The sequence below is a fragment of the Mesorhizobium sp. WSM2561 genome (assembly GCF_000513915.1).
Lineage (GTDB): Bacteria > Pseudomonadota > Alphaproteobacteria > Rhizobiales > Rhizobiaceae > Mesorhizobium > Mesorhizobium muleiense.
Map to the genome: position 1 here is coordinate 39,995 of NZ_AZUX01000037.1, position 25,405 is coordinate 65,399.

The 25,405-nt window shown below is 65.9% G+C and carries 26 protein-coding genes, 1 tRNA gene and 1 riboswitch; of the genes, 6 read left to right on the forward strand and 21 right to left on the reverse strand.

The window, feature by feature from the left end:
• Positions 1-37: 37 nt before the first annotated feature.
• Together M727_RS0125375 and M727_RS39285 are read right to left on the reverse strand one after the other, a co-directional pair.
• Positions 38-322 (reverse strand): PilZ domain-containing protein, encoded by a 285-nt coding sequence (locus M727_RS0125375; protein ID WP_023798825.1) that lies wholly within the window; start codon positions 320-322, stop codon positions 38-40.
• Between the two features lie 162 nt (positions 323-484).
• Positions 485-1,051 carry a BA14K family protein gene (locus tag M727_RS39285; protein ID WP_027154990.1) on the reverse strand — a complete coding sequence of 189 codons (567 nt, stop codon included), beginning with the start codon at positions 1,049-1,051 and terminating at the stop codon, positions 485-487.
• A 158-nt stretch (positions 1,052-1,209) separates the two neighbouring features.
• On the opposite strand from M727_RS39285, the gene M727_RS0125390 reads away from it, so the two are divergent.
• Both M727_RS0125390 and M727_RS0125395 read left to right on the forward strand, forming a co-directional pair.
• Positions 1,210-2,322: an endonuclease/exonuclease/phosphatase family protein gene (locus M727_RS0125390; protein ID WP_027154991.1), complete on the forward strand. Its 1,113-nt coding sequence runs from the start codon at positions 1,210-1,212 to the stop codon at positions 2,320-2,322.
• Between the two features lie 12 nt (positions 2,323-2,334).
• Positions 2,335-3,051: a hypothetical protein gene (locus M727_RS0125395; RefSeq protein WP_027154992.1), complete on the forward strand. Its 717-nt coding sequence runs from the start codon at positions 2,335-2,337 to the stop codon at positions 3,049-3,051.
• 99 nt (positions 3,052-3,150) lie between these two features.
• Here M727_RS0125395 and M727_RS0125400 read toward each other — a convergent pair whose 3' ends face one another.
• From M727_RS0125400 to M727_RS0125415, 4 genes are all read right to left on the reverse strand, one after another.
• Positions 3,151-3,393, reverse strand: coding sequence for a hypothetical protein (locus M727_RS0125400; protein ID WP_027154993.1), 243 nt, complete (start codon positions 3,391-3,393; stop codon positions 3,151-3,153).
• Positions 3,394-3,514: 121 nt separating this feature from the next.
• Entirely contained in the window at positions 3,515-4,732 is a 1,218-nt protein-coding gene (locus tag M727_RS0125405; RefSeq protein ID WP_027154994.1) for an ABC transporter permease, read from the reverse strand.
• A 2-nt stretch (positions 4,733-4,734) separates the two neighbouring features.
• On the reverse strand, positions 4,735-5,439 hold the full coding sequence (locus M727_RS0125410; protein WP_245269001.1) for an ABC transporter ATP-binding protein: 705 nt from the start codon (positions 5,437-5,439) through the stop codon (positions 4,735-4,737).
• Positions 5,440-5,443: 4 nt separating this feature from the next.
• The gene (locus tag M727_RS0125415) at positions 5,444-6,736 is read right to left on the reverse strand and encodes an efflux RND transporter periplasmic adaptor subunit (RefSeq protein WP_027154996.1); all 1,293 of its coding nucleotides are present in this window, start codon (positions 6,734-6,736) and stop codon (positions 5,444-5,446) included.
• A 126-nt stretch (positions 6,737-6,862) separates the two neighbouring features.
• Here M727_RS0125415 and M727_RS0125420 point away from each other — a divergent pair, with 126 nt between their 5' ends.
• Positions 6,863-7,774, forward strand: coding sequence for a PhzF family phenazine biosynthesis protein (locus M727_RS0125420; protein WP_027154997.1), 912 nt, complete (start codon positions 6,863-6,865; stop codon positions 7,772-7,774).
• A 105-nt stretch (positions 7,775-7,879) separates the two neighbouring features.
• Positions 7,880-7,955 (forward strand) — tRNA-Lys (locus tag M727_RS0125425).
• A 114-nt stretch (positions 7,956-8,069) separates the two neighbouring features.
• On the opposite strand, the gene M727_RS0125430 is transcribed toward M727_RS0125425, so the two are convergent.
• The 8 genes from M727_RS0125430 to M727_RS0125465 all read right to left on the reverse strand — a co-directional run bounded on the left by M727_RS0125430 (position 8,070) and on the right by M727_RS0125465 (position 15,081).
• Positions 8,070-8,606, reverse strand: coding sequence for an MgtC/SapB family protein (locus tag M727_RS0125430; protein WP_027154998.1), 537 nt, complete (start codon positions 8,604-8,606; stop codon positions 8,070-8,072).
• Positions 8,607-8,696: 90 nt separating this feature from the next.
• Positions 8,697-9,707, reverse strand: a complete 1,011-nt coding sequence (gene cobT, locus M727_RS0125435; protein WP_027154999.1) for a nicotinate-nucleotide--dimethylbenzimidazole phosphoribosyltransferase — start codon at positions 9,705-9,707, stop codon at positions 8,697-8,699.
• A 23-nt stretch (positions 9,708-9,730) separates the two neighbouring features.
• Positions 9,731-10,510 carry an adenosylcobinamide-GDP ribazoletransferase gene (gene cobS, locus M727_RS0125440; protein WP_036263355.1) on the reverse strand — a complete coding sequence of 260 codons (780 nt, stop codon included), beginning with the start codon at positions 10,508-10,510 and terminating at the stop codon, positions 9,731-9,733.
• Between the two features lie 63 nt (positions 10,511-10,573).
• Complete coding sequence (locus tag M727_RS0125445) at positions 10,574-11,884, reverse strand: cobyrinate a,c-diamide synthase (RefSeq protein ID WP_027155001.1); 1,311 nt, start codon at positions 11,882-11,884, stop codon at positions 10,574-10,576.
• A complete protein-coding gene (gene cobA / locus M727_RS0125450) occupies positions 11,881-12,699 on the reverse strand; it encodes a uroporphyrinogen-III C-methyltransferase (RefSeq protein ID WP_027155002.1) in 819 nt (272 codons plus the stop codon). Before cobA ends, M727_RS0125445 begins: the two co-directional genes overlap by 4 nt.
• Entirely contained in the window at positions 12,696-13,460 is a 765-nt protein-coding gene (gene cobM / locus M727_RS0125455; RefSeq protein WP_027155003.1) for a precorrin-4 C(11)-methyltransferase, read from the reverse strand. Before cobM ends, cobA begins: the two co-directional genes overlap by 4 nt.
• The gene (locus M727_RS0125460; RefSeq protein WP_027155004.1) at positions 13,457-13,843 is read right to left on the reverse strand and encodes a cobalamin biosynthesis protein; all 387 of its coding nucleotides are present in this window, start codon (positions 13,841-13,843) and stop codon (positions 13,457-13,459) included. Before M727_RS0125460 ends, cobM begins: the two co-directional genes overlap by 4 nt.
• Positions 13,840-15,081, reverse strand: coding sequence for a bifunctional cobalt-precorrin-7 (C(5))-methyltransferase/cobalt-precorrin-6B (C(15))-methyltransferase (locus M727_RS0125465; protein ID WP_027155005.1), 1,242 nt, complete (start codon positions 15,079-15,081; stop codon positions 13,840-13,842). Before M727_RS0125465 ends, M727_RS0125460 begins: the two co-directional genes overlap by 4 nt.
• 1 nt (position 15,082) lies before the next feature.
• Here M727_RS0125465 and M727_RS0125470 point away from each other — a divergent pair, with 1 nt between their 5' ends.
• Positions 15,083-15,865, forward strand: a complete 783-nt coding sequence (locus M727_RS0125470) for a cobalt-precorrin-6A reductase (protein WP_027155006.1) — start codon at positions 15,083-15,085, stop codon at positions 15,863-15,865.
• Here the strand turns inward: M727_RS0125470 and M727_RS0125475 are convergent.
• From M727_RS0125475 to M727_RS0125505, 7 genes are read right to left on the reverse strand one after another with little or no spacing between them, the layout of a single operon-like run.
• Positions 15,829-16,593 (reverse strand): precorrin-3B C(17)-methyltransferase, encoded by a 765-nt coding sequence (locus M727_RS0125475; RefSeq protein ID WP_027155007.1) that lies wholly within the window; start codon positions 16,591-16,593, stop codon positions 15,829-15,831. The genes M727_RS0125470 and M727_RS0125475 overlap by 37 nt on opposite strands.
• The gene (locus M727_RS0125480; RefSeq protein WP_027155008.1) at positions 16,590-17,348 is read right to left on the reverse strand and encodes a precorrin-2 C(20)-methyltransferase; all 759 of its coding nucleotides are present in this window, start codon (positions 17,346-17,348) and stop codon (positions 16,590-16,592) included. Before M727_RS0125480 ends, M727_RS0125475 begins: the two co-directional genes overlap by 4 nt.
• Positions 17,345-17,980 (reverse strand): precorrin-8X methylmutase, encoded by a 636-nt coding sequence (locus tag M727_RS0125485; RefSeq protein ID WP_027155009.1) that lies wholly within the window; start codon positions 17,978-17,980, stop codon positions 17,345-17,347. The genes M727_RS0125480 and M727_RS0125485 overlap by 4 nt, the downstream gene beginning before the upstream one ends.
• Positions 17,981-17,982: 2 nt before the next feature.
• Complete coding sequence (gene cobG / locus M727_RS0125490; protein WP_027155010.1) at positions 17,983-19,482, reverse strand: precorrin-3B synthase; 1,500 nt, start codon at positions 19,480-19,482, stop codon at positions 17,983-17,985.
• Complete coding sequence (locus tag M727_RS0125495; protein WP_027155011.1) at positions 19,479-23,201, reverse strand: cobaltochelatase subunit CobN; 3,723 nt, start codon at positions 23,199-23,201, stop codon at positions 19,479-19,481. Before M727_RS0125495 ends, cobG begins: the two co-directional genes overlap by 4 nt.
• A gap of 18 nt (positions 23,202-23,219) precedes the next feature.
• On the reverse strand, positions 23,220-24,257 hold the full coding sequence (gene cobW / locus M727_RS0125500; protein WP_027155012.1) for a cobalamin biosynthesis protein CobW: 1,038 nt from the start codon (positions 24,255-24,257) through the stop codon (positions 23,220-23,222).
• The gene (locus M727_RS0125505; protein WP_027155013.1) at positions 24,254-24,688 is read right to left on the reverse strand and encodes a DUF1636 family protein; all 435 of its coding nucleotides are present in this window, start codon (positions 24,686-24,688) and stop codon (positions 24,254-24,256) included. The genes cobW and M727_RS0125505 overlap by 4 nt, the downstream gene beginning before the upstream one ends.
• A 37-nt stretch (positions 24,689-24,725) precedes the next feature.
• Positions 24,726-24,931, reverse strand: a riboswitch (cobalamin riboswitch).
• 202 nt (positions 24,932-25,133) lie between these two features.
• Here M727_RS0125505 and M727_RS0125510 point away from each other — a divergent pair.
• A partial coding sequence (locus M727_RS0125510; protein WP_027155014.1) for a helix-turn-helix domain-containing protein occupies positions 25,134-25,405 on the forward strand: 272 nt, incomplete at its 3' end.

A 25,405-nucleotide genomic window follows, 5' to 3' on the forward strand; every position in this document is an offset into this window, starting at 1 on the left:
GTGTGGTTGGCTGGTTGGAGAATGCGGTTCAGGGGATTTAGCCGTAGTGCCAGGGGGGCTTTGGCTCGGTGCCGGTGAACATCACGCCGATGCGGTCCTCGCGGCGCCAGCGGACCACTGCCTTGTAGGCGATGCCGTCGGTCGGCACATAGAGCAGGAACTCGTCGGGCACGCGAGCGTCGATCGAGACCATCAATTCGGCGCCGCCGTCATGCATGTTGCGCACCGTGCACGTGACCTCGGACCTGGTGATGCCGGTCAGGATCGTCGCGCCCTTGAAGACGCGCTGCCTGCGTTTGTCCCTGTTTTCGTCTTCAGCCATCGCGCATAATCCCTGGTGCGATCGGCAGGATAATTAGGCCCGCCTGATAAACATAGCGTTATCGTCGCGCAGAAAAGGACGCAAAGGACTTCAGAAGAAGGGTGGGTCAGATGAAAACGGCGCCGCGCGGCGCGGCGCCGTTGGAGTTCATCTGGGGTCCACTCAGCTGTAGGGCGACCAGCACTGCTGGCGCGGACCGCCATAGGGCTGGAACGTGTTGTCCCAGGCGCGATAGGACCGATAGCGGTCGTAGCACCAGCGGACATGGGCGCTGGAAAGTCGCTCCGTGCGATACTGACGCCGAGGCGGGTAGTAGCGCGGCTCATAATAGCTCGGCCCGCTATAATAGTTGTAGGCGGGCAGCCCGAGACCCAAGCCGAAATAGATCGCGGAATCATTGAAGTGACGGCGGTGATGACGACGGTGGCGCCAGCGCCGGTCGTCGTGGTCACGCCATCTCCAGGCTTCGTCGCGACCGCGCCATCTCCGATCATTGCCACCGCGCCACTCCCGGGCGCCATGCCGATTGCGCCAGCGCCATTCGCTCCGCCTGTCGTTGCCGCCGGCCCAGCTTTCGCGGACCGGCACAATCTCGGGGGCGACGGCGGTGGCCGGCATCGGCAGCACGGGTTTGGCAATCGGTCCGGCGAACGCGGGGGCCGACAGGCCGGCTATCAGACCCAGAGCCAGCAGCCCGGATCTGACAGAAAAAGAAAAGAGCGGGTTCATTGCACTCTCCAAGAGATTCAGGCCCCACGCCCGGCGATGAAGAATATCATTCATGCAGCTTCGCGCCTGAACGGAGGATGAACGGAAAGGTTTCGTCAACCATGGCGGGCAGGGCGGGCCCTTGTTTTCGGCCGCGCTTGTGGGCAAAGGTCACCGCCATGTCGCTGCGCCTCGCCACCTTCAATGTCGAAAACCTGATGAACAGGTTCGATTTTTCCGGATATCGCAACCAGCTCAACGAAGATCGCACGCTGGCGCTCTTCGACATCCAGAGCGAGGCCGAATACAAGATGCTGGAGCAGGCGCGGGCGATCGCGCAATCCGACGATACGCGGCAGCTGACGGCATTGGCCATCGCGGCCACCCGCGCCGACATCATCTGCATGCAGGAGGTCGACAATATCGAGGCGCTGAAGGCTTTCGAACACGGCTATCTGTTCAGGATGGTCGGGCATGGCTACCGCCAGAAATACACCACCGCCGGCAATGGTTCGCGCGGCATCGACGTCGCCGTGATGATGCGCAACGAGACCGCGCAGGGCCAGCCGATCGAATTCGTTCGCATGACAAGCCACGCCTATGTCACGTTCGAGCAGTTCGGCCTGCATACGCCGGAACTGGCAGCGTTCGGGCATCAGGCCAACCAGCGCATCTTCCGGCGCGACTGCCTGGAAATCGACCTGACCGTCGGTGGCGCGCCGCTGACGCTCTATCTGGTGCATTTCAAGTCGATGGGCGCGCCCCGCAACGGTCTCGACGGGCGCCAGGCGACGATGCCGCTGCGCATCGCCGAGGCGCAAGCGGTGCGCCGGATCATCGAGGAGCGTTTCGGTGGGGATCACGCCGCCGACAAATACTGGGCGATCTGCGGCGACATGAACGACTATCGGCAGCGCGTGAAGATCTCCGGCGACGCCTTTGACGGTTACCGCTTCGAGGTGATCGACGAGAGCCAGTCCTGCCTCAACGTGCTCACCGCCGACGGCTTTTGCGAGAATGCGGTCGAGCGGCGCCCGGAGATGGACCGTTGGACCTTGTACCATACGCGCGGGCCGCAAGAGCGGCATCTGTGCCAGCTCGACTACATCCTGTTGTCGAAGGCACTGGCAGCCAGGAACGCGACCGCCGTTCCCGACATCATCCGCAACGGCCAGCCCTGGCGCACGATCTTTCCGGCAGGCCAGGAGGTGGACCGGTTTCCGCGTTGCGGCTGGGACCGGCCGAAGGCGTCGGACCACTGTCCTGTGGCGATCACCCTTGAAATGACCTGAGGATCGTTTTCGTTGAGCTTCGACCTGCCGCGCAACATCATCCTTCCGGTCGACGCCGTCGACGTCAGGCTCGACCCCGGCCCGCATCCGTTCGAACGCGATAATGCGCAAGCGATCGCCGAGAATTGGCGGCGCGAGACCGCAGCCAACCCGGCGCTGTTCGACGGCACCGTGGTGCTGCTTTCGGCGCTCCGCTATCGCGACAGCAGCCTCGTCGGCCGCTGCCATGCGGTGCGCTACTCGACCTTCATGCTTTGGCGCGGCAATCGCCAGGTGGCGGGGGCCGAGCACGCCTATGCCCATGCCATGCTGGTCGCCGGCGACAATGCGCTGGTGGCGATCCGCATGGCGTCGCACACCGTCAATGCCGGGCGCGTCTATTTCGCCGCCGGCTCGTTCGAGCCAACCGATTTCCGCGACGGCCTTGTCGATGTCGACTTCAACATGATTCGCGAGGTGCGGGAAGAAACCGGCCTCGACCTTGCCGGCGCGATGCGCGGCAAGCGTTACTACGCCCTGTCGACGGCAACCGGCACGGTGATCTTTCGCCGCTATCGCGAAGCGGCATCCGCCGACGAGATCGCGCAGCGCATCAGCGCCTTTGTCGCCACCGAGGCAGAGCCGGAGATCGACGGGCCTGTCATCATCCGCAGTGCCGATGACCTGCCGGACGGGCTGATACCGCACATGAAGCCACTGATCGAGTGGCATTTTGCCGGCAAGGACTAACGCATCGGGCCGAAAATCGGAATCGATTTTCGGAAAGCACGATGCGCAGATTCAAAGTGTTAGAGCGTACTTTGTGCGTCCAAGTGGACGCACGTCGCTCTAATGACGCATCTTGTTTTCGATGGTTTTGCGGTCGTTGCGGGCGGCGACGAAAAACAGCATGACGCCGATACCCAGCAGCGCACTCATCGTCGCTCCCATCGTCTGACCGACAACCTGCTGGAAATCGGCGGTGACATGATCGGGGTTGGCCATGCCATAGCTGGCCAAATACCACCAAAAGCCCGCCAATGCGGCCTCGATTATCACCGTCACCAAAGCCACTCGCTCTTTCTTGCTCATCCCACTATCCCCCATATCCCCAAGGCGATTGCTAGCACCGCGGGCTGTTCCGCGACAGGGGCAGGGCGACGGCCGCGTCAAAATTTTGGGGACATCTGAAGGCGGCGCACGCTGCGTCGTGCTATTCATGCCTCAGCGCGTCGATCGGATCGAGCCGTGCGCCGCGCAGCGCCGGGAAGAAACCGAACACCATGCCGATCAGCGCCGAGAAGCCGACGGCGAGCAGGATCACCGCCGGGCTTGGCGCAAACGGGATGGCCAGCGTCAGCGAGGCGAGGCCGGCCAGCGCCAGGCCGATCAGGATGCCGATGATGCCGCCGAGCAGCGACAGCACGGTCGCCTCGACCAGGAACTGGATGAGGATGTGCTTTTCATGCGCGCCGATGGCCAGCCTTATGCCGATCTCGCGGGTGCGTTCGGTGACCGACACCAGCATGATGTTCATGATGCCGATGCCGCCGACCAACAGACTGACGCCGGCGACCGCGCCCAGCATGCCGGTCATCGTCGTGGTGGCGCTCGCCATGGCGTCGGCGATCTGGGTCATGTCGCGTATCGAGAAGTCGTCGTCGCGGTCCGGCGGGATGCGGCGTGCATCGCGCAAGATGTCCTCGACGCGCGGCAGCAGCTCGGTGGTCGGCGTCCGGTCGTCGGCGGCGACGTAGATCGAGTCGATGTCGCGGTTGCCGGCGATGCGGCGCTGGTAGGCGGCGAGCGGCATCAGCACGACATTGTCCTGGTCCTGGCCGAAGCCGGTATAGCCCTTCGGCTCGAGCAGGCCGATGATCTTGCACGAGGTGCGGTTGACGCGAATGAACTCGCCTTCGGGATCGCCGGCGCCGAAGAACTGCTGGCGCACGGTTTCGCCGATCAGGCAGACGCCGGTGCCCGAGCGGATTTCCGAATCGCTGAACGGGCGGCCCGAGACCAGCTTCCAGTCGCGCGCATCGAGATAGGCGCTGTCGGTGCCGGTGACACCTGACGTCAGGCTTTCGGTGCCGAAGATGACGCGGACCTGCTTTTGCGAGGCGGGCGAGATGGCGCGGGCGCCGCTCAAATGTGCGACGAGCGCGGCAAGTTCCTTGCTGCCGAGCGGACGTGTGGCCTGGTCGAGCCCTCCCGGTCCGCCGGGCCCGGCCGGGCGGCCGGGGCGGACAACCAGCAAATTGCTGCCGAGCTTGGAAATGTCGGCCTTTACCTTTTCGGTGGTGCCCGAGCCGATGGTGAGCATGGCGATGACGGCGGCAACGCCGATGACGATGCCGAGCAGCGTCAGAAACGAGCGCAGCACGTTCCGGCGCACCGAAAGCAGCGAGAGGCGGACGGTTTCCCAGATCATGGTTACACCACCTCAAGGTTCATGGCATCGGAGGCGACGTGGCCGTCGAGGAAGCGGATCGTGCGCTCGGCATAAGCAGCGACATCGGCCTCGTGGGTGACCATGGCGATGGTCAGGCCAAGCTCGGTGTTCAGCCGCGTCAGGATCTCCATGATCTCGTGCGTGCGTGCGGTGTCGAGATTGCCGGTCGGCTCGTCGGCGACGAGCAGCGTCGGCCTGGTGACGATGGCGCGCGCGATCGCCACGCGCTGCTGCTGGCCGCCGGAGAGCTCGGCCGGCGTGTGGTGCTCGCGGCCGACAAGGCCGACCTCGGCCAGCGCTTTCATTGCGAGGTCATGACGCTCGCGGGCGGCGACGCCGCGATAGATCAGCGGCAGTTCGACATTCTCCACCGCGGTGGTGCGCGGCAGGAGATTGTAGCCCTGGAAGACGAAGCCGACATAGAGATTGCGCAGCATGGCGCGGCGGTTGCGGTCGAGGCGGCCAGCATCGATGCCCATGAAGCTGTAGGTTCCGGCCGTCGGTGTGTCGAGGCAGCCGATGATGTTCATCGCCGTCGATTTGCCCGAGCCGGACGGACCCATGATGGCGACGAATTCACCGCTGCGGATGGCAAGATCGACGCCAGCCAGCGCATGCACCGTGGCCTCGCCCTGGCCATAGCTCTTCCAGACCGTGTCGAAGGTGATGAGCAGCGAGCCTGACATGATTTCAGCTCCGCTGCTGCGCTGCGGTGATGACTTGCGCACCTTCTGCGAGACCGGAGGTGATCTCGGTCAGCTCGCCATCGGTGGAGCCGACCTTGACGTTGACCGGCCGAGGCCGGCCATTCTCCAGCACGTAGAGCGTGCGCGACCCGTCGGTGGGCTGCGCCGTCGCCTGGCGCTGGCGGTTGCCGCGTGGACGGCCCATACGGCCCGTGAACAGGTCGCTCAGGCTCCACGCTCGGGCAGCAGATGCCGCCGGCCGGTAACGGAAAGCTGTCGACGGCACGGTGAGCACGCCCTTGGCCTCTCTGGTGACGACCGAAACGGTGGCAGTCATGCCGGGCCGCAACAGAAGCTCGTTGTTGTCGACCTCGAACCGCGCGTCGTAGGTGACGACGCCGTCGGTGGTGACCGAAGCATAGGAGATGTCGCGGATCTCGGCATCGAACGGCCGCTCGGGAAAGGCGTCGACGGTGAAGCGGGCATGCTGGCCGGGCTTCACCGCGCCGATGTCGGCCTCGTCGACCGCTGCCTTCAACGCCATGTTCCTCAGGTCGGCGGCGATGACGAACAGCACCGGCGCTTGCAGCGAGGAGGCAACCGTCTGGCCGGGATCGACCGAGCGCGTCAGAACGATGCCGTCGATGGGCGCATAGATGGTGCTTTTGGCGAAGTCCGTCTGCTGCGCCTTGAGATCGGCATTGGCGATGGCCAGATTGGCTTTGGCGCTGTCGAGCGCTGCCTTTGAGCGGTCGCGCGTCGCTGTCGCCGCTTCAAGCGACTGGTCAGTCGCCATGCCGCGCTTGGTGAGCGCCGCCGCGCGCGCAACCGCCCTTTCGTTTTCGGTGAGGGTTACGGTGGCGGTCTCAACATTGGCAGCCGCCGCCTTGGCGGAAGCCTCGGCGCGCTCGATCTGCACCTCCAGCTTGGCCGTATCGAGCGCCGCCAGCACATCGCCCTTCTTCACCTGCTGGTTCTCGTTGACCGCGACCGAGCGGACGACGCCGGACAGTTCGCTCGAAATGTCGACCTGGGTGAGCGGCTGCAGCGTGCCGGTCGCCGATACTTCGACCGTGAGGTCGGCGACAGCGGCCGGCACAGTGGTATAGTCGATCTTGGCGGGAGACGCGGCATACCATTGGTACCCCGCCAGGCTTGCGGCGACGACGACCAGCACAAGCAGGCCATAAAGCCAGCCGCGACGCCGTTTCTTCTTCAGACCCAGGCGGTCGAGCCCGAGTGCCGTCTTTATGTCGGAAGTCGATTCCGTCTTTGGCAGATTGACAATCTGGTCCACGCCGGACCCCTATAATACCAGTGATGTCCCAACCGGTGCACTGATCAGGCCGAATGGTTCAAATATCAAATTAAATTTCGCCCATGTTTGGGCCCCTGTTGGGATTGAGGCAGAAGGCTTTCTACAATGCTGACCCGGAATTACTTACTTTACGACGTGTTCACCACCGAGCGGCTGGGCGGCAATCCGCTGGCCGTCGTGCTTGACAGCAAGGGACTGGACACAGCCGCGATGCAGGCTATCGCGGGCGAGTTCAACCTGTCGGAAACCGTTTTCGTGCTACCGCCCGACAATCCCAAGCACCGCGCCCGCATCCGCATCTTCACGCCCGACCATGAGATGCCGTTCGCCGGCCATCCGACGGTGGGCGCTGCGATTGCACTTGCCGAAATGGCTGGCGATGGCGACACCGCCGGCATCTTCGTCCTGGAAGAAAACATCGGCCCGGTGCGCTGCGCCGTCAGCAAGCACGCTGGCGCCAGCTTTGCCGAGTTCGACCTGGCCAAACTGCCGGAGCAGCTGGAATTGTCCGCCGACCCGGAGGCGATCGGGGCGGCACTTGGCCTGGGGCCGCACGAAATCGGCTTCGAAAACCACCGCGTCTCGTTCTGGTCGGCCGGCGTGCCCTACGTGACCATTCCGGTCGCCGATCTGGAGGCGGCGGCCCGGATAAGGCTGGACAACCAGGCGTGGTCGGAACTGGCGCCCCGCAAGAGCGATTGGGCCCTCGCCAGCCCGTATGTCTATTGCCGCGAGACGGTGAACCACGACAGCGCCTTTCATGTCCGCATGATCGTGCCGGGCAATCCATCCTATGAAGATCCGGCGACCGGTTCGGCGGCCGCCGCCTTCGCCGGCGCGATCATGCATTTCGACGGTCCGAGAGAGGGTGTTTCCCAGCGTTGGATCGAACAAGGGCTGGAGATGGGGCGGCCTTCGCGCATCCGCCTCGAACTGAATGTCGAAGGCGGCAAACTGGCCGCCGCCCGCATCGGCGGCCATGCCGTCAAGGTGGCGGAAGGCAAGCTGTTCGTCTGATCGCGATCGGCTCGAGCCGATTTGTCGGGAAATGAATCCGGCAGGGGCTGGACATGGCGGATGGCGGCGGCTATATGCCCGCCGACGCTGGTTTTACCGGCGAGTGGGTGCGTAGCTCAGTTGGTAGAGCAGCTGACTCTTAATCAGCGGGTCACAGGTTCGATCCCTGTCGCACCCACCATTTAATCCGTTGATATTACTCGCTTTTTCGCTGCCTGGAAAGAGTGCCGCGAACATGGCGGATTCCCAATCCTGACGGTTGGTTTCCAATTCGCGTTCGGTTCCAGTTGCAGCCTCAGCCTTTGGGCGGCTTGGACACGTCTTCCTCCGACTTGGGCTTTCCTGGTCCGGTGTTCTCGCCAATACCGGACTTGGCGGCAAAACTGTAGAGAAGGCCTGCCACGACAAGCACCAATAGCGTGCCGAGTGCCGCCACTTGCCACAGACCGAGCCCGCAGGCGACGCCAATTGCCCCAGACAGCCACATGCCTGCACCGGTCGTCAGGCCGTGGATCTCGCCTTTCGAAAACAAAATCGATCCGGCAGCAAGGAACGCGACGCCAGCGGTAACCGCTTCGACAACACGAATCGGATCGACCCTTACGGAATCCTGCTGAAACATCGGCGCGTGAATGATTTCAATCGTCAGAATACCGAAGGTAGCCGCTGCCACGCAGACCAGGGTATGGGTGCGAAGCCCGGCAGGCCGATTTCGCCATTCGCGTTCGAACCCGATCGCCGCACCGAAGATCGTCGCCAAGAGAAGCCTCGCCGCAATAACGGGAAACGGGACGTATGTCGGATGGCCGAATTCCTGGAAAAGCTGTTGCATGCGTAACCCGGGCTGACCGGCCACAACGTGCTCGGGCCGGCCAGGTTCCCGATGCTGCCGTGATCCATCGAGCATCGGTCGAGACTTGTTTTACTTCTTTGAAACACCAGCCTCGGCAAAGCTTGCCATGCGGGCATGGCATTCGAGCGCCGAGCGGACGATGTTGACGGCGAGGCAGGCGCCGGAGCCTTCGCCGAGCCGCATGCCGAGGTCGAGCAGCGGCGGCAGGCCGAGCGCTTCGAGCAGCCGGCGATGGCCGGATTCGGCCGAGACATGGGCGGCAAGCGTGTGGGCGAGGCCGGCGGGGTGCAATCTCGCCAGCGGTGCGGCGGCGGCGGTGCAGACGAAGCCGTCGAGCAGCACCGGCACGCCTGAATGGCGCGCCGCCAGCGTCGCGCCAAGGATGGCGGCGAGTTCGCGCCCGCCAAGGGCTGCCGCGACCATCAGCGGGTCGGCAAGGGCCTCGGCGTGGCGCTTGAGGCCGGCCTCGATGGCGGTGATCTTGCGCACCAGGCCGGCATCGTCGACGCCGGTGCCGCGCCCGGTCCATTTTTCTGCGCCGCCGCCGAAAAGGGCGGCCGAAATGGCTGCCGCCGGCGTGGTGTTGCCGATACCCATCTCGCCGAAACAGACGAGGTCGAGATCTTTGGTCACTGCGGCATAGCCGGCCGAGACGGCAGCGAGGAAGGCCTCGTCATCCATTGCCGGCACTTGCGTGAAATCGCCGGTCGGACGGTCGAGGTCGAGCGGAATAACGTCGAGTTCGGCGCCGGCGATGCGGGCGAGCTGGTTGATGGCGGCGCCGCCGCCGGCGAAATTCGCCACCATCTGCACGGTGACCTCCGACGGGAAGGCCGATACGCCCTGTGCGGTGACACCGTGGTTGCCGGCAAAAACCAGGACTTTTACGCGGTCGAGCTGCGGCATGTCGCGGCCCTGCCAGCGGGCAAGCCAAGCCGCTATGGTTTCCAACCGGCCGAGGCTGCCTTGCGGTTTGGTCAGCGTGTCCTGGCGGCGGGCGACAGCATTTGCCGCGGCTTCGCTGCCGGCAGGCAGATCGAGGCAGGCCGCTCGCAATTCATCAAGCGATTTGAAAGGCATGGGAAAAAATCTCCGAAACAGAGTCAGGAAAGGGAAGCGGAAGCGACGAGCAGGATTGCGATTTCGCCAAGCTGCTGCAGCGCGCCGACCGTGTCGCCGGTCTGGCCGCCGATCTGGCTGCGGCACAGCTCGCGGAAGGCGGCAAACAACAGGCCGAGCAGGATAAGCGCGGCGACCGCGCCACCGAACCCTAGCGCCAGCAGCGCGACGGTGCCGAGCGCGGCGCCGGCAATGGCGGTTTCGGCCGACACGGGGCCTGCATCGACCGAGAGGCCGTCGCTGCGCGCCGCCGGCAAAAGATGCATGAAAGCGCCGAACAAGCCGCGCGAGGCGGCATGCGCGGCAATCAGAGCCCAGAACATCTGGGCCGGGCCGGCGAATTCCGAAAGCACGCTCCAGCGGATAAGCAGCGACAGGGCGAGCGCGCAGGCGCCGTAGGCGCCGATGCGGCTGTCGCGCATGATCTCCAGTTTTTTCTCGCGCGTTTTGCCGCCGCCAAAGCCGTCGGCGACATCCGAAAGCCCGTCTTCATGCATGCAGCCGGTGGCGAGCAAGGTCGCGGCAAGGGCAAGTGCCGCTGCCGGTCCGGCGGCCAGGCCCAGCCAGGTCCCGACTGCGTAAACCAGAGCGCCGATCAGCGCGACGGCAAGGCCGGCGGCCGGCGCCGCCCAGATCGCGGCAGCAAGGCTGCGGTCCCGGAAATCGACGACCGGCAGCGGCAGTCGTGTGAAGAAGACGACACAGAGCGCGATGTCGTCGAGGGCCTGGCGAAGCGAAGGGGGCATGTTCTCGAGTTTGAGCATGATCTATTCCGAAAACCGGTTCCCACTTTTAGCTGACGCGGACCTCCGGTTCGGGATCATGCTCTAACCTCTCGCAATGGCATGGAAGAACGTGCCGCTGACATGGCCGCGCCGGTAACCCGAGGCGCCGAGCGGATTGCCTTGGCCGTCAGCCAGGTCGGCCAACGGTTGGTCACTGCCGGTGGCAATCATCTGCGCGTAGTGGAATTCGTGGCCGCGGATCAGCGCGCCTTGGGATCCCAGCGGACAATTGGCGCGCAACCGCGCCTCGCGATAACCGAGATTCATCTTTCGCTTGGCAAAACTGGTCGAGTGGCCGAGCAGGCCGAGCATCGCGTGCGTCTCGCCCGATGCGTCCTCCAGCGCCTCGCCGAGCACCATGAAGCCGCCGCACTCGCCATGCACCGGCCGTGTTGCCGAAAACGCCTCGATGCCGGCCCTGAAATTCGCAGCCGCCGCAAGGCGGCCGGCGTGAAGCTCGGGATAGCCGCCGGGCAGCCAGCAGACATCGCAATTTTCGCCGGGCGCTTCGTCGGCAAGCGGCGAGAAGGCGACGATTTCCGCGCCGGCCTTGCGCCAATGCGCGGCGACATGCGGATAGAGGAAGGTGAAGGCGGCATCCTCTGCCAGTGCGATGCGTTGTCCGGGCGGTGGCAGCGCGTCGTCGAAACTGCCGGGAGTGGGCGCGAATGGTGCCGCCAGCGCCATGATGGCGTCGAGGTCGAGCGAGCGTTCGACCATGTCGGCCAGCCGGTCGAGATGCGCCATCAAATTCTCGTATTCGCCGGCCTGGACGAGACCGAGATGGCGCTCCGGCAGGTTGAGCGAGGGATCGCGCAGGATCGCGCCGACCACCGGCAGGCCGATCGCCTCGATCGCGTCGCTGCAGAGACGGCGGTGACGTTCGCTTCCCAGCCGGTTGAGCACGACGCCGGCCATGCGTACATCAGGGTCATAGCTGGCAAACCCCTTGGCGACGGCTGCCGCCGTGGTCGACTGTCCGGAAACGTCGAGCACCAGCAGCACCGGCAGGCCGTAGAGCCGTGCGAGATCGGCCGCCGAGCCGGTGCGGCCCGGAGCAGCCGGAATCCCGTCGAACAGGCCCATGGCGCTTTCGAGGAAGATGAAATCGGCATCTTCAGTTGCGTCGCCTGCCAGCGCGTTGAGCAAAGCAGGCGGCATCGCCCAGCTGTCGAGATTGAGGCCGGAAAGGCCTGTCGCGGCGGTGTGGAAACCTGGGTCGATATAATCGGGGCCGGATTTGGCGCCGCGCACCTTGAGGCCGCGCCGGGCGAGCGCGCGCAATATACCGATGGTGACGCTGGTCTTGCCCGAGCCTGAGCGCGGCGCGCCGATGATGATCGCGCGGGTCATGGCTCGCCCGCCAATGCCGCGCGCATGGCGACGATGCCGCCGACGACGATCAGCGCCGGCGCGCTCAACCCGGCGGCGGCCGCCTCCTCGGCGATGGTGGCGAGGGTGGCGACGACGATGCGCTCCTGCGGCGTCGTCGCGGCGACGATCACTGCAGCAGGCGTGGAAGGCGGCAGGCCGCCGTCAAGCAGCGAGGCTGATATCAGCGGCAGATTGGCCATGCCCATATAGACGACGACCGGCTGGCCGGTGCGGGCGATTGCCGCCCAGTCGAGGTCGTCATCGGTGCCGGCGGCGTGGCCGGTGGCCAGGATCACTGCCTTGTTGATGCCGCGCATGGTGGCCGGGATGCCGGCCCCGGCAAGCGCGCTGAGGCCCGAAGTCAGGCCGGACAGGACCCGGAACGGGATGTTTTCGCGCGCCAGCGCCAGCGCCTCTTCGCCGCCGCGGCCGAAAATATAGGGATCGCCGCCTTTCAACCTGACGACGCGGCGGCCTTCTCGCGCCAGCCGCACCAGCAAAGCGGTGATGTCGTCCTGCTTCATCGACGGCTGGCCGCCGCGCTTGCCGGCGTAAAAAAGCTCGGCGCCCGACGCCACTGCCACGATATCGGGAGAGACCAGCGCGTCATAGACGAGGGCATCGCACTGCCCAAGTGATGCCAGCACCTCCAGCGTCAGGCAGCCGGGATCGCCGGGGCCGGCGCCGGCCAGCCAGACATGGCCCGGCTCAAGCTGGCGCGGCTTGAAGTTGAGCCGGGCCAAAGCCTGTTCGATCGTGGCGTTTCCACTTCTGTTTCCGGTGCCGTGGTTCACAGTCCGTCCCGTCCGCGAAAACGCCGCTGGTAGTGGGCGTCGTAAAGTGAGCTCTCGCCAAAGCCTTCCGCTGCCAGCGAGCGGCCGACAAAGATGATCGCCGTGCGCTCCATCGGGTTGGCGGCCAGTTGCGCCTCGATCGTCGCCAGCGTGCCGGTCAGCACGCGCTCGTCCGGCCAGGAAGCACGGAAGACGACTGCTACCGGGCAATCGGCGCCATAGAACGGCGTCAGCTCGGCGACGACCCGGTCGATGGCGTGGATGGCAAGGTGGATGGCGAGCGTCGCGCCGGTGCGGCCGAAGCCGGCCAGCGTCTCGCCAGGCGGCATTTTGGACGCGCGGCCGGAGATGCGGGTCAGCACCAGGCTTTGCGCGACTTCGGGAATGGTCAGCTCGCGGCGAAGCGCTGCCGCGGCAGCCGCGAAGGAGGGCACGCCCGGCGTCAGCGTATAGGCGATGCCGTGCTTCTCCAGCCGGCGGATCTGCTCGGCGACGGCGCTCCACACCGACAGGTCGCCGGAATGCAGGCGGGAGACATCGTGGCCGGCCTGGTGGGCCGCCACATATTCCGCTTCGATCTCGTCGAGCGACATCGGCGCGGTGTCGATCAGCTTCGTGCCGGGCGCGCAGTGCTGCAACAGTTCCGGGGCGACGATCGAGCCGGCATAGAGGCAGACCGGGCAGCTTGCCAACAATCGGCTGCCGCGCAAGGTGATGAGGTCGGCCGCGCCGGGTCCGGCGCCGATGAAGTGGACGGTCACGCCGCATCTCCGCTGATGGCGATGGCGCAGGTGACCGGGCCAAGCACGGTGCGCGGCCCGAGCAGTTTTGCGCCTTTGCCGGCGGCAGCAAGCGCCGAGGCTTCGGAAACCGACGGCGTGCCGGCATGCGCCTGCGACAGATCGGAACGGCTGATTGCGCGCGGCGACGCGGCCCTGAGCGCAGCGTCCTCGACGACGATCACGGGAAGAGCGAGTTCGCGGCCCGCAGAGAAGATCGCCTGCTCGTCCTGCTTCAGAGAAGCGGTGGCGAGCGCCGAAAGCGCTGTCATCGCCAGTCCATGCGCTTCCAGAGCGGTTTCTATGGCGGCAAGCACATCCCTTGCGCTGACGCCCTTGCGACTGCCGATGCCCGCGACCATCATGGCTTGACCCAGCTCCATTGGGTGACCGGCATGGCCGGCCGCCAGGCCTGCATCGAACCAACCGGCGACCCGCGGGAAAGTGCGATGCGGGTGAGATCGCCGCCGAGCGACGCGTGACGGGCGAGAAGCAGCGCCTCCATCTCCAGCGTCACCGCATTGGCGACTAGCCGGCCGCCAGCACGCAGAGCCTCGATGGCCGTTTCCAGCACGCCGGTATCGCTGCCGCCGCCGCCGATGAAGATCGCGTCCGGCGTCTCCAATCCGGCGAGCGTCTGCGGTGCCGAGCCTTCGACGACGGCAAGACCGGGCACGCCGCAGGCGGAACCGTTGCGGCGGATGCGGGCGGCGCGGGTTGGATCGGCCTCGATGGCAATGGCGCGCATCGTCGGATGGGCGAGCATCCATTCGATGCCGATCGAGCCGGAGCCGGCGCCGATGTCCCACAGCAATTCGCCGCGCCTGGGGGCGAGGGCCGACAGGGTGATGGCGCGCACCTCGCGTTTGGTGATCTGGCCGTCGTGCTCGAACAAATGATCGGCAAGGCCCGATCTCAGCGGCAGGATGCGTGCTTCCAAAGTTGAGTCAACTTCGACCGCCAGAACATTGAGCGGATTGATCTTTTCGAGGTCGAACGCGTCCGCCCGCGCCGACCGAAACCTTTCGTTCGGGCCGCCCAGCGCCTCAAGTGCCGTCAGCTGCGAGACGCCGAAGCCGAGTTCGGTCAGCAGGCGCGCAATCGTTGCTGGTGCATCGCCATCCGAGGTCAGCGCAAGGATGCGGGTGCCCGGATGCAGCAACGGCCGGATCAGGTCGAGCGGGCGGCCGTGCAGTGAAATGGTCTCGATATCCTGCAGCGCCCAGCCGAGGCGGGCGGCGGCCAACGAGAGGGCAGAAGCGGCGGGGATCACCTGCATCTCCTGGGCAGGAATTTTGCGAGCAAGGGTGACGCCGACGCCATGGAAGAACGGATCGCCCGACGCCAGCACGCAGACTCGCCTGCCGGAAAACGCCAGCACGTCGCGCATCTCGGCATCGAAAGGGGTCGGCCAGGCACGGGCTTCGCCTTTGGCGAGCGGTGCGACGAGCGCAAGGTGGCGCGTGCCGCCGAAGACGAATTGGGCCTCGGCGATCAGCCGCTTGGCCTCGTCGCCGAGACCCGCTACACCGTCCTCGCCGATGCCGACGATTGTGAGCCATCTTGAGTTGAGCTTGGCGGCGCGCGGACCCTCAGCAGGCATGATGACCCACCGCATTCTGATCCTCGGCGGAACCACCGAAGCCCGGCAACTGGCGGGAAAGCTGGCCGCGCGCGCCGATGTCTCGCTCACGCTGTCGCTGGCCGGCCGCACCGAAAATCCCGTCGCGCAAGGTGTGCCGACGAGGGTAGGCGGTTTCGGCGGCGCCGACGGGTTGGCTGCTTTTCTTCGCGAGACCAGCATCGAGCTGCTGGTCGACGCCACGCATCCCTATGCGGCGCAAATCTCCGCCAATGCCGCGGCAGCGGCGCATGAGTCCGGCGTGCCGATCGTTGCGCTCAGGCGCCCGGGCTGGGAGCCTGCCGAAGGTGACCGCTGGACGCTGGTCGACAGCATTGCCGGCGCCGTGACGGCGCTGGGATCGGCGCCGCGCCGCGTTTTCCTGGCGCTTGGCCGGCAGGAGGTCGCCGCCTTCGAGGCGGCGCCCCAGCATCACTATCTGATCCGCAGCGTCGACCCGGTCGAGCCAAGGCTCGCTGTGCCCGACGCGAGCTATCTCCTGGCGCGCGGGCCGTTCCGGGAAGCCGATGAACAGGCACTGCTTCGGGAACACTCCATCGATGTCGTCGTGTCCAAAAACAGCGGCGGCGAGGCGACCTACGGCAAGATCGCCGCAGCGCGGGCGCTCGGCATCGAGGTGGTGATGATCCGCAGGCCGACGCTGCCGGATGTCGCGTCGGCTGAAACCGTCGAAGCCCTTGCCGCGATGGTCGATCATTTTCTGGTCGGTCATTTTCTTGTGCCCGCCGCCGAACGCGGCGTGTAGACCAGCGCCGGTTTTTCGCCGCGCTTGATGATCCTGGTTTCCGGCGAGCCGATGATGATGCAGGTTGCCATGTCGGCCTTTTCCGCATCGGCGTCCGCCAGCAGAAAGACCTCGATGCGCTCGTCGGGACGGCCGGCAGCGCGGCCGAAGACCACCGGCGTCGTGCCCGGCAGGATCGCCGTGAGGCATTCGAAAGCGCGGCCAAGCTGCCAGGGGCGCGCCTTGCTGATCGGATTGTAGAGCGCTATGACGAAGCCGGCGCCGGCCGCAGCCAGCAGCCGCAATTCGATGAGATCCCATGGTTTTAGATTGTCTGACAACGAGATGGCGCAGAAATCATGGCCGAGCGGCGCGCCGATGCGGGCCGCGACCGCGAGCATGGCGGTGATGCCGGGCAGCATCGAAACGTCAACGGCACGCCATTCGGCCGGGCCGGCCTCGATCGCCTCGCAGACGGCTGCCGCCATGGCAAAGACGCCGGGATCGCCGCCCGAGACGACGGCGACATTGTGGCCCTGCGCAGCCATTGCCAGCGCGTCCTTGGCGCGGGACAGCTCCTCGCGATTGTCGGAGGCGACGCGGGTCTGGTCCGGGCGCAGGTCGAGCCGGTCGAGATACGGCTTGTAGCCGAAGAAGAATTTTGCTTCGGCGACGGCGCGGCTCGCTTCCGGCGTCACCTGGTCGGCATTGCCGGGCCCGAGGCCGATAACGGTCAGGCGGCCGCTCATGTTTCGGCACCCAATGCGGCGGGCCGGCCGGACCAGCCGGCGACCAGCACGATGGCGAAGTAGGGCGCGTTGTCGTCCTGCTTGTCGGCCAGCCGCATCGAAACGCCGCCCGGCATGGTGCCGCGCTCGACATAGACGGCACGCGCCAGCTTGTCGGTCGCCGCCAGCGCGCGCCTGATCTTGGGCAGGTTGCGGCCAACCTTCATGATGACGGCAGCATCGGTGTCGGCGAGGCGGCGGGTCAGCTCGAATTCGCTCATCGTGCCCGGCAGCACGGTCAATACATCGTCGCCCTGGACGATCGGCGTTCCGGTCGCCGACCAGCAGCCGGACATGGCGGTCACGCCGGGAATGACCTCTGTTGGAAAGCGATGCGCCAGCCTGACATGCAGATGCATGTAGGAGCCGTAGAAAAGCGGATCGCCTTCCGAGAGCACCGCGACCATCCTGCCGGCGCTGAGATGCTCGGCGACCTTTTCGGCCGACTCTTCGTAGAAATCCGCTATCTGCGATCGGTAATCGCTGTGATCCTTGTCGATTTCGGTGGTCACGGGATAGAGCAGGGGCAACTCGATCAAATCAGGACGAAAATGCGCGCCGACGATGGCGCGCGCATTGCTGTTGTTGCCGCGCTTGGCGAAATGCGCGACCACGTCGGCCTCGGCCAGCGCGCGCACGGCCCTGAGCGTCAGCAGCTCGGGGTCGCCGGGACCGGTGCCGACGCCGACAAGCCGGCCTTTTACAATCGCGTTCACAGGCCCGGCCTCGCCAATGCGTTGATTGCTGCGGCGGTCATGGCGCTGCCGCCCAGCCTGCCGCGCACGATCGCGTAGGGCACGCCATAGGAATTCTCGGCCAGCGCGTCCTTCGATTCGGCAGCACCGACGAAACCGACCGGCATGCCGATGATAACAGCCGGTTTCGGCGCACCGTCGCGCAGTTTCTCCAGCAGATAGAAAAGTGCGGTCGGCGCATTGCCGATGGCGACGACCGAACCGGCCATACGCTCGCCCCAGAGGTCGATGGCTGCGGCCGAACGGGTGTTGCCGATCTTTTTCGCTATGTCGGACGCCCGCGGGTCGCGCAGCGTGCAGATCACCTCGTTGCCGGCCGGTAGCCGGGCGCGGGTGATGCCGTGCGAGACCATCTCGGCGTCGCAAAAGATCGGCGCGCCGGCCGCCAGTGCCGCGCGGGCAGCGGCGACAAAAGCTTGCGAAAAAACAAAGTTCTGCGCGGCCTCGACCTGGCCGCAGGCATGGATCATGCGGATGGCGACATCGGCTTCGGCATTGGAAAAGCGCGACAGGTCGGCCTCGGCGCGAATGATGGCGAAGGAGCGCTCATAGATCGCCGTGCCGTCATGGATGTAGTCGTAGGGGGCGGGCATGTTCATTCCTGTCGGTAGAGTTCGGTGACACCGGCCGCGCCAAGCCTTGTCAGGCAGGCGGCGGTGGTCTCGCCTCGAAATCGTGCTTCGCGGATCGCTGCGGCAATGCCGCCAACGCCGCGCGCGGCGTCATAGCCTGGCCTGTATCCGGCAGGAAGAGCCTTTGCCGTCCCGTCCACGACAAGTCCGGCTCCGTTATCGCCGCCGACCAGTGTCAGCGCCGCCGGGCCGGGATGGGCACAGCCCTTGGCGCAGCCGGAAATATGTAGCGTGACGGAGGCATCGAGGAGGTCGCGGTTCTCGGCGGCGACGGTCTCGGCGATGTCGCGCGCGGCGATCCGGCCGGAGGCGCAGGCCGGTGCACCGGGGCAAGCGGCGATTTTCGTGCGCGGGTCGGCAGCGTCAATAACGAAGCCGAGGCTGGCGGCGGCCTGCTGGAGCGCGTGGCAGGCGGTCGGGGAGAGGCCGAGGAAAAGCAGCGCGCGCTGTGGCGCCAGACGGATTTCGGCCGCGTCAAGGGTGAGGGCGTATTGGGTGAGTGCGATGATCTTCTCCGCCGGCATGCTGCCGAAGGGCAGGCCGATGCCGAGGGCGATGCCATCTGTCAGATCGAAAACGCCAAAGGGGAAGCGAGCCGGCACAGGAAGGCGCTCCACGGCGCCCCCCTCTGTCCTGCCCTCTTTGCCACCACTTGGCATCTCCCCCACTTGGGGGGAGATTGCGCCCTCATCGCCGGTTTCGCCAATGTCCAAAGTTGTAGAAAGAGAGCCGCCGGCGAAGCTGCCGATCTCCCCCCAAGTGGGGGAGATGTCCGGCAGGACAGAGGGGGGCGCGAAGGAATGCCAGCTTGCGAGAGATGTCAGCTGCCTAGCCGTCAAATCCCTTGCATGGGCATCGCGGCCCTTTTCGGCAACCATCCTTAGGATCGCGATGGCGATATCACGGGCAGCATCTTCCTCGACCATGATGAGCGGCGCCGCATTTTCCCTGTCGCCAGCAACGGCTAACAGCCAACGGACGCGCGCATTGGTTCTGACCGCAGCCAGCCGCACATCGGCTGTCACCACATCCATGCCAAGCCGTCCGCCGCCGTCGACGATCACCGAAACCTTAGGGCCAAGGCGCTGTGCCAGCCCAGCTTCAGCAATCGCCGCCCGAATCCGCTCCGCCAACGGGCGCGGATCTGCGATCTCCTGCGGGTCCAGCCCCGCCAGCGGTCCGTGCTCGACCGGCACGCCGGTGCGCACTGCGATGCCGAGCGCGTCGACCTCCATTGCCAGCAGCCGGGCGCTAGCCGGTGTCAGGCCGCGGATCTGCAGGCTGCCACGCGCGGTCACTTCCATGATGCCGTTGCCATGCCGCGATGCGGATTCACCGAGCCCGATCAAGGATTTCGGCAAGAGTCCTCCAGCGACCGGGTTGAGCCGCACCAGAAGCCCGTCGCCGGTCTGCATCGGTGCGGACAGGGCGGGGCAGGCGCCGCGGCGGGAGAAGGCGTTCATGCCGCCACCCCCTGGGCTTCGGCGATCAGGGCGGCGAGGTCGTCGTCGACGGAATTGCGCAGCGGGTGCCAGAGACCGCGCCGCCGCGCCGACAAAAAACGCTCGGCGATGATTTTCGCGGCCGCCGGGTTTTCGCGCAGGATGAAGGCGCGCACCTCGGGATCGCCGAGATAGGCGTCGTGCACGGCCTCGATCAGCGTGCCCGGTATGGCATGGGTGGTCTCGGCGAAACCGACGAGACGGTCGACGGTCTCGGCGAATTCCGAAGCGCCGCGCGGTCCGTGCCGCATCTGGCCGGCAATGAAGCGCGGGTTGACGGCGCGGGCGCGAACCACCCGACATACGGCTTCTCCAAGCGAGCGCGGCTTCGGCTTTTGCGGATCCGTGGTGTCGAGGACGATGACGTCGGCGTTCTTGCCAAGCGCTGCAAGCGCTGCCGAAAAACCGCCGATGAAGGCGACATCGGCAGAGCCTTCCAAAATGTCGCGGCCGGGGTCGTCTCCGGTATGGACGAGGAGGTCGGCCTCGGCGACGCGACCCTCGAACGCGCCCGGCGCTGAAATCGCTTCGCCGTCAGCGCCGCCATAGGCATGCGAGGTGGCATCGAGATAGGCGCGACCGATTTCTTCGCGCGCCGCCCAGTCGCCGCTAGACAGCAACGCCTCGACACCGGCGCCGTAGGTGCCTGGCGAGGTACCGAAAATGCGCGGGCTGGCCTTTCCGTCCGCGCGGCTGCTTGCAGCGAGCGGGTTTTCCGACGCGTCCTCGTCGCGGGCGGCGACGGCGTTGGCGGCCGCATCGATCAGGGCGATCTGGGTCGGGAACATGTCGCGGAACAGGCCTGAAATGCGCCAGGTGACATCGACGCGCGGGCGGTCAAGGGTGGCCGGCGGCAGCACTTCGATGCCGGTGACGCGGCCGGTGGCGCCATCCCATTGCGGCCGGCAGCCCATCAGCGCCAGGCCTTGTGCGATTTCCTCGCCGCCGGTGCGCAGCGAGGCCGAGCCCCAGAGGTCGATAACCAGCGAGCGCGGCCAGTCGCCATGCGATTGCATGTAGCTGCGCAGGACCTCGTCGGAGGCCGCCCTGCCGAGATCGAAGGATGTCGGCGTCGGCATGGTGCGTGGATCTGATGTGAACAGGTTGCGGCCGGTCGGCAGGACATCGCGCCGGCCACGCGCCGGTGCACCGGCAGGACCGGCAGCGACATGGCGGCCGTCGAGGGCCGCGATCAATGCTGACTTCTCGGCGGCCGCACTTTGCTGGCGCAGCAGATCGGTCTCGCCCTCGGGCGAGCGGCCGTAGATGTGCAGCCCGTCCTTGATGGCGAAGTCCTTGAGGTCGCAGAGCCAGGCGTCGATGCGGCGCAGCGCTTCGTCGGGCGCGTCGGTTCCGGCGACGCCGGCCTCGGAGGCGAGCCCGGTCTTTTCAGCGGTTTCGACGATCAGCTTCGCCAGGCGATCGCGGCGGCGGCGGTCGAGCCCGTCAGCCTGGGCATATTCGTCGACCAGCCGCTCGAGCTGCTGCTGGTTTTCGTCCAGCCCGGCGCCGGTCAGCGGCGGCGGCAAATGGCCGAGGGTGACGGCGGCAATGCGCCGCTTGGCCTGAGCTGCCTCTCCCGGGTTGGAGACGATGAAGGGGTAAATGACGGGCAGGGCGCCGGTGACGATCTCGGGAAAACAGGTTTCGCTGAGCGCCACGGTCTTGCCGGGCAGCCATTCCAGCGTGCCATGGGCGCCGATATGGACGAGGGCATGGACATCGAGCGTCTTGCGCAGCCACAGGCCGAAGGCGATCAGCGCATGGCGCGGCGGCAAGGTCGGGTCGTGATAGTCGGCGCGATGGTTCGTGGAACGCCCGCGGTCGGGGGCCAGTGCTACGGTGATGTTGCCGAAGCTGGTGGCGCGGAAGGGGAATTTTGCAGAAGCAGGCGCTTGAACACCCCCCTCTGTCCTGCCGGACATCTCCCCCGCAAGGGGGGAGATTGAGCTCTCATCCACGCTTTCGCTAACTACCAACGTTGTACACGGAGCGACGGCGTCCGAACTGCCAATCTCCCCCCTTGCGGGGGAGATGTCCGGCAGGACAGAGGGGGGTGCCTCGCACAAAACTGTCTCATCTGCCGCATTCCCCCATGCAGCCGTCACGGCAGCCATTGCCGCCGGCGGCAATTCCTTCGACAAGGTCAGATAATCCTCCAACCTCAACCCTCCGCCACCACGCTCCAGCATCTCCAGCAATTCACGCGGCGTTTGCGGAATCCCTTCAACGACATAGCCCTGTTCGCTCAGGTCATGCAGCATCGCCAGCACGCTCGACGGGACGTCGAGGCCGACGGCGTAGCCGGTGCGGCCGGGGGCGCTCGGATAGTCGGGGATCAGGATGACGAGCTTGCGTTTTTCGCGCGGCGTGCGCTGCAGGCGCACGAACGCCTCGACACGGTTCGCCACCTGCGCGACGCGGTCCGGCTCCGGCCGGTTGGCGAAGGCGCGGAAAGCCAATGCGGGATCGACCTCGCTTTCGCCCTTGAAGGAAACGGCGCCGGCAAGGATGCGGCCGTCGAGTTCAGGCAGGACGACATGCATGGCGAGGTCGGCGGGCGTCAGGCCGCGCTGGTTGTTTTGCCAGATATCGCGGCGTGTCGTCGCGACGATGACCTGGAAGACAGGAACGCCGGCGCGGTCGAACAGGGTTTCGACGCCGGGCTCAGCACCCGAGGCGAAGGCGGTCGCGGTGATGATCGCGGCAGGCTTCAGCGTGGCAAGCGCGGTTTCGACAAAGGCCAGCGAGGCCGGGTCCTTGAGGCTGGAGACGAAGATCGGCACGGGGGCCATGCCGCGCTGCCGCAGCGCTTCAAAAAGCGCGTCGATCGGAGCGACATCGGCGGCGAGCAGCATCGAGCGGTAGAAGAGGATGGGGATGATGGGGGCGGATTCTATGGCTGCAAGGCCGCGTTCCTTCGCGCCCCCCTCTGTCCTGCCGGACATCTCCCCCACAAGGGGGGAGATCGCCCCGTCATCGACGCTGTTGTCAACGTTAGACGTTACAGAATTCGCGATGCGGTCAGTGACGGCTAATCTCCCCCCAAGTGGGGGAGATGTCCGGCAGGACAGAGGGGGGCGCGAAGGAACGCCGGCATTTGAAAAGTCCGGTCTTTCTACGACCCCCAAACCCGGCTCATAAAATCCCGCCTTCGGCACGACAACCGGCTCCACGTCCGCCGCATCCCGGCCCGCCAGCCGCGCCAGCCTTTGCACCAGCGCCGTCATATTCTCCGGGCCGCCTTCGCGAAAATAGCCGAGCAGGCCGTCGAGTTCTTGCCGCGGCAGCGTCGATCCTTCGATCAGCCGCAAATCCTCGTCGCGGCATTCGCCGGGCAGCAGCGCCAGTTTTATGCCGTGCGCGCGGGCGGTCGAGGCGAGCTGGTCGCAGCCGTAGCGCCACCAGTCGTAACCGCCGAGGATGCGAACCAGAACAACCCTGGCGTGCCGGGCGACGCTGTCGATCCACAGGTCGACGGACATCGGATGGCGCAGATCGCGCAAGGCGGCCAGCCGCATCGACGGCAGCCGATCCGCGTCCGCTTGCCATGCCGCCGCCAGCCCGGCCAGGTCGCTGTCGGTGAACGACAGCGCCACGACATCCGCAGGCGTCTGCCTGAGATCGACAGGCTCGGCGAGATCGTCGAGCGAGGCGGATGTGGTGGTGAGGATGTGCATCGCGGCTCGTGCCTGAGGTCAGCCGGCGAGAATACGCTCGATGGCCGGGCGGTTCAGCCCTTTCAGGCCGATGACGACGAGGCGCGAGCGGCGGTCGTCGTCGGCGGTCCAGGCGCGGTCGTAATAGTGGTTGACGCGCGGGCCGACAGCCTGCAGCAACAGCCGCATCGGCTTGCCGCCGACCTCGACGAACCCTTTGACGCGCAGCACGTTTTCTTCCTCCGCCGCCGTGGCGACACGCAAAGCCAGCTCATCGGGATTGGCGATCGACGGAATATCGATGACGAACGAGTCGAAATCGTCATGCTCGTGATCGAGCTCGTCGTCGTGGTGGGTCTTGCGGTTCTCGATGTCGTCCTCGACGGCAAGGCCGAGGCCGAGCAGCACGGAGGGATCGACCCTGCCCTGCGAGGCCGGCACGATCTTCACCGCGCGGGCGGCGTGCTTGCCGATGACGGCATTGGCGCGGGCCGAGCCGGCGGCGTCCATCAGGTCGCTCTTCGACAATATGATCAGGTCGGCGCAGGCGAGTTGGTCCTCGAACACCTCCTCGACCGGATCGTCGTGGTCGAGCGTCTCGTCCTGCGCGCGCTGCGCCTGCAGGGCGTCCATGTCGTTGGCAACGCGGCCTTGGGCCAGCGCCGGTCCGTCGACCACGGCAATGACGCCGTCGACCGTCACCCGGCTCTTCACCGTCGGCCACTGGAAGGCCTGGACCAGCGGCTTGGGCAGGGCCAGCCCGGAGGTTTCGATCAGGATATGGTCGACCCTGGGCGTCAGCGACAGGATCTGGTCGAGCGCCGGGACGAAATCGTCGGCGACGGTGCAGCAGATGCAGCCATTGGCCAGTTCGACGATGTTTTCCTCAGGGCAGGCGTCGATGCCGCATCCCTTAAGAATCTCGCCATCGATGCCGATGTCGCCGAACTCGTTGACGATGATGGCCAGCCGCTTGCCGCCGGCGTTTTCGAGCAGGTGGCGGATCAGCGTCGTCTTGCCGGCGCCGAGGAAGCCGGTGACGACGGTGCAGGGCACGCGGGAGACGGAAGTGGTCATATCTGGTCCTTCAAAAGGTCGAGGGGAGGGATGCGGGCAACGAGGCCGCGCTTCAGGCAATCGGGGCGGCCGCGCCATGGGATGAGGCCGTCGGTCGAGGTGGCGAAGAGTTTTGCGCCGGTGATGAGATCGGCGCCGCTGGTCGCGGTCAGGTCGCCAAAGACATAGCTCCAGCAGCCGTCGCGCAGGATCGCGGCACTGAGGCGGCGCTTGCAGTTGCCGAGGCATTCGACGCTGCGGATACGGATATTTTCGCCAGAGGCGGCGCGACGCGTGTCTTCGGCCAACAATTCGCCGGCGCGAGGATGGCCGTCGGAGCCGGTCCCGTCACGGCAGGAGGCGCAGACGATCACGGTGACGTCGGCCAGAGCGTCATCATCGCCGGACAATACGCCCGCTGTCTCAGCCGAAAAACTGCTGTCGCGTTCCAAATCAGGCTCCTTGCCCGGAAAACCCGCCAGGCGATCGGATTCTTAAGTCCTAGACGGCAGGTCTCCTGGCTCGCGGGTCATCGCCTTAGTGCCGCCTTCCCGGGATTTTTCCCAGTGGTTATCGGCCTTGGCTCGTCGCTTACAGTTGCGGGGACAGCCGCGGATTTGAAATCGAGATTTCGCACCGCATTCCCTCTTGGCTCCTCCCTTTGCCGAGAGGAGACCGTCTGAACCGGATTTAGGCTTGTGGAGGCAGTCGTGTCAACGCGCGAGGGAAACGCTTAAGAGCAATTTTCGACGTCGGCGCTGCCCCTCATCCGCCTCCCGGCACCTTCTCCCCGTATAGTGACGGGGAGAAGGAAAGCCTGTCCGAACCGGATAGATAGGTAACAGAATGGACTGATTGCATGGGTGACAGTTTTCTCCTTCGCCGGGAGGACCGGCGATGGTTTGGCGAGAGACTGGCATCATGGATGAGCGGCTTCGGTTTGTTGTGGAGTGCCTGGCGGGTGATGAGACGATGACGCAGCTTTGTGCTGACTTCGGCATATCGCGCAAGATCGGCTACAAATGGCTGGGACGGTACCGGGAGTTCGGCCCGGAAGGTCTGCATGACCGGCCGCGGGCGCCGCTCAATCATGGCCGGGCGACGGCGGTGGATCTGGTGGAGCGGATCGTTGCTTCGAAGGAGGCACATCCACTGTGGGGGCCGAAGAA

What these genes read in the sequence shown, in the direction of transcription:
- M727_RS0125390 (WP_027154991.1), top strand. Translation starts at nt 1,210, where the DNA reads ATGTCGCTGCGCCTCGCCACCTTCAATGTCGAAAACCTGATGAACAGG.
- cobT (WP_027154999.1), bottom strand. Translation starts at nt 9,707, where the DNA reads ATGCCTTTCAAATCGCTTGATGAATTGCGAGCGGCCTGCCTCGATCTG.
- M727_RS0125475 (WP_027155007.1), bottom strand. Translation starts at nt 16,593, where the DNA reads ATGAGCGGCCGCCTGACCGTTATCGGCCTCGGGCCCGGCAATGCCGAC.
- cobS (WP_036263355.1), bottom strand. Translation starts at nt 10,510, where the DNA reads ATGCTCAAACTCGAGAACATGCCCCCTTCGCTTCGCCAGGCCCTCGAC.
- M727_RS0125405 (WP_027154994.1), bottom strand. Translation starts at nt 4,732, where the DNA reads ATGATCTGGGAAACCGTCCGCCTCTCGCTGCTTTCGGTGCGCCGGAAC.
- M727_RS0125430 (WP_027154998.1), bottom strand. Translation starts at nt 8,606, where the DNA reads ATGCAACAGCTTTTCCAGGAATTCGGCCATCCGACATACGTCCCGTTT.
- cobG (WP_027155010.1), bottom strand. Translation starts at nt 19,482, where the DNA reads ATGAACGCCTTCTCCCGCCGCGGCGCCTGCCCCGCCCTGTCCGCACCG.
- M727_RS0125470 (WP_027155006.1), top strand. Translation starts at nt 15,083, where the DNA reads ATGACCCACCGCATTCTGATCCTCGGCGGAACCACCGAAGCCCGGCAA.
- M727_RS0125465 (WP_027155005.1), bottom strand. Translation starts at nt 15,081, where the DNA reads ATGCCTGCTGAGGGTCCGCGCGCCGCCAAGCTCAACTCAAGATGGCTC.
- M727_RS0125495 (WP_027155011.1), bottom strand. Translation starts at nt 23,201, where the DNA reads ATGCACATCCTCACCACCACATCCGCCTCGCTCGACGATCTCGCCGAG.
- M727_RS39285 (WP_027154990.1), bottom strand. Translation starts at nt 1,051, where the DNA reads ATGAACCCGCTCTTTTCTTTTTCTGTCAGATCCGGGCTGCTGGCTCTG.
- M727_RS0125400 (WP_027154993.1), bottom strand. Translation starts at nt 3,393, where the DNA reads ATGAGCAAGAAAGAGCGAGTGGCTTTGGTGACGGTGATAATCGAGGCC.
- M727_RS0125375 (WP_023798825.1), bottom strand. Translation starts at nt 322, where the DNA reads ATGGCTGAAGACGAAAACAGGGACAAACGCAGGCAGCGCGTCTTCAAG.
- M727_RS0125410 (WP_245269001.1), bottom strand. Translation starts at nt 5,439, where the DNA reads ATGTCAGGCTCGCTGCTCATCACCTTCGACACGGTCTGGAAGAGCTAT.
- cobW (WP_027155012.1), bottom strand. Translation starts at nt 24,257, where the DNA reads ATGACCACTTCCGTCTCCCGCGTGCCCTGCACCGTCGTCACCGGCTTC.
- M727_RS0125460 (WP_027155004.1), bottom strand. Translation starts at nt 13,843, where the DNA reads ATGATGGTCGCGGGCATCGGCAGTCGCAAGGGCGTCAGCGCAAGGGAT.
- M727_RS0125420 (WP_027154997.1), top strand. Translation starts at nt 6,863, where the DNA reads ATGCTGACCCGGAATTACTTACTTTACGACGTGTTCACCACCGAGCGG.
- M727_RS0125445 (WP_027155001.1), bottom strand. Translation starts at nt 11,884, where the DNA reads ATGACCCGCGCGATCATCATCGGCGCGCCGCGCTCAGGCTCGGGCAAG.
- M727_RS0125485 (WP_027155009.1), bottom strand. Translation starts at nt 17,980, where the DNA reads ATGCCCGCCCCCTACGACTACATCCATGACGGCACGGCGATCTATGAG.